At 69.7% G+C, this 2,049-nt stretch carries 3 protein-coding genes; all 3 read left to right on the top strand.

Annotated features, from left to right (window positions below; genetic code table 11):
- Positions 1 to 421: nickel insertion protein (larC, locus tag VF794_RS16605; protein ID WP_331111529.1), on the top strand; the 421-nt coding region annotated here is incomplete at its 5' end.
- A 142-nt stretch (positions 422 to 563) separates the two neighbouring features.
- Entirely contained in the window at positions 564 to 992 is a 429-nt protein-coding gene (locus VF794_RS16600; protein WP_331111527.1) for a hypothetical protein, read from the top strand.
- Between the two features lie 54 nt (positions 993 to 1,046).
- The coding region (locus VF794_RS16595) for a dipeptide epimerase (RefSeq protein ID WP_331111531.1) at positions 1,047 to 2,049 on the top strand (1,003 nt) is incomplete at its 3' end.

The raw sequence follows: 2,049 nt of genomic DNA, 5'->3' as shown, positions 1-2,049 counted from the left end.
GGAGGCCAACCTGGATGACTGCACACCGCAGTTGCTCGGCTACCTCCTCGAGCACCTGCTGGGCACGGGCGCGCTGGACGCCTGGGTGTTGCCCGCGACGATGAAGAAGGCGCGGCCGGGGCACGTGCTGAGCGCGCTGGTGGAAGGGGGCGCGAAGGAGACGGTGGTGGACACGCTGCTGCGCGAGTCCACCACGCTCGGGGTGCGCTCCTACCGCGTGGAGCGCACGGCGCTGGAGCGGGACTGGGTGGAGGTGGAGACGCCGTGGGGGAGGGTGCGGGTGAAGCGCGGGCTGCGCGGCGGCCAGGTGCTCAACGCCCACCCCGAGTTCGAGGACTGCCGCAAGGTGGCCGAGGCCGCCGGGGTGCCGCTCAAGCAGGTGATGGCGGCGGCGCTGGCGGCGTTCAGCTCGGGGCGGTGAATGGGGGTGTCGCCCTTTATAATTAGAAAAACGGGTTTTCATTGACATAACATGAAGTCATGAGGGATCGTCCTCGTTACGCCACCCAGTGGCCCGTGAGCCGCCGAGCGGTCTTCACCCCCGAAACCGAGAGGACGACGCCATGAAGATGTCCCGCCTTGTGAGTGCCCTGTGTGTCCTGTTCCCCGCCCTGGCGTGGAGCAACCCCATCCACAGCGTCTGGGCGACCTCTCCGATGTACGTCGCCGATACGGCTGGCTGGTACAACGCCACGTCCGCCAACTGCGCGTTCAGCTGGAACGAGGCCACCGGCTTCGCGTTCGGCAACGCCCGGGCCACGGTGGGCACCAACGTCTACGAGTTCCAGCTCACCTCCGTGACGGCCAGCACCACGAGTGGGCAGATCATCGGCATCTGGAACGTGACCAAGAACAACGTGGTGATCTGCGCCAACTGCCAGGGCTCGGCGTACGGGCTGAACGGTGGGGTGGGCAGCTACTTCAAGATCTACGTGGGCCCCAACAACGCCTACCACCTCAGCGCGGGCGTCACGAACGTCTACAACTACTGAGCCTTCCTCCGCGAAGTGGCCGGCATGGCCGGAGTCGTCTATGACGGGCTCCCCATGCTCCCGACCCTCATCACCGACCTGCGCATCGAGCCGCTGGACCTCGCCCTCACCGAGCCCTTCGCCATCGCCACGGGCGCGCCGGACATGGCCAACAACGTCCTGTTGCGCCTGAAGCTGGCGGACGGGACGGTGGGCCTGGGCGAGTCGGCTCCCCTCACCGCCGTGTCGGGCGAGACGCAGGCCAGCACGCTCGCGGCCATCGAATCCGTGCGCGAGGCCCTGCTCGGACGGGACGCGCGTGCCTGGCGCCCCATCGGCACGTGGCTCGGCGAGGCGCTCCCGGGCGCTCCCTCCGCGCGCTGCGGCATCGAGCTGGCGCTGCTGGATGCCCTGGGCCGCCACTACCGGATGCCGCTGTTCTCCTTCTTCGGGGGCTCGGGCACCGGGCTCGACATCGACATGACGGTGACGGCCGGTGACGAGGCGCACGCGGCCTCGTCGGCCCGCGCCATCGTCGCGCGCGGCATCCGCACCCTCAAGGTGAAGGTAGGCGCGCTGTCGGCGGAGGAGGACGTGCGGCGCATGGTGGTCATCCGTCGGGAGGCTCCGGGCGCGCGGCTGTTCGCGGACGCCAACGGCGGCTACACCGTGGCGCAGGCGCGCACCTTCCTCTCGGGGCTGGAGGCCGCCGGCATCCCCCTGGCGCTCTTCGAGCAGCCCGTGCCTCGCGAGGACTGGGAGGGCATGGCCGAGCTGACGCGCTCGTCCCGGGTGCCCATCTGCGCGGACGAGTCGGCCCGTACGGCGAAGGACGTGCTGCGCCTGGCTCGCGAGGGCGGCGCGCACGGCGTCAACCTCAAGCTGATGAAGAGCGGCGTGGTGGAGTCCCTGGCCATGTGGAACCTGGCGCGCGCCTCGGGCATGGAGCTGATGATGGGCGGCATGGTGGAGAGCACCCTCGCCATGAGCAGCGCGGCGCACTTCGCCGCCGGCCTGGGCGGCTTCGACTACGCGGACCTGGATACGCACCTGTTCATCCGCGAGCACGCCTTCCGCG

The organism is Archangium sp., from assembly GCF_036389735.1.
Taxonomy (GTDB): domain Bacteria; phylum Myxococcota; class Myxococcia; order Myxococcales; family Myxococcaceae; genus Archangium.
The sequence above is the reverse complement of the archived record's forward strand: the minus strand, read 5'-3'. Positions and strand labels throughout refer to the sequence as shown.

Excerpts from the sequence above, each read along its gene's own strand:
- VF794_RS16600 (WP_331111527.1), top strand. The coding sequence starts at position 564 with ATGAAGATGTCCCGCCTTGTGAGTGCCCTGTGTGTCCTGTTCCCCGCC.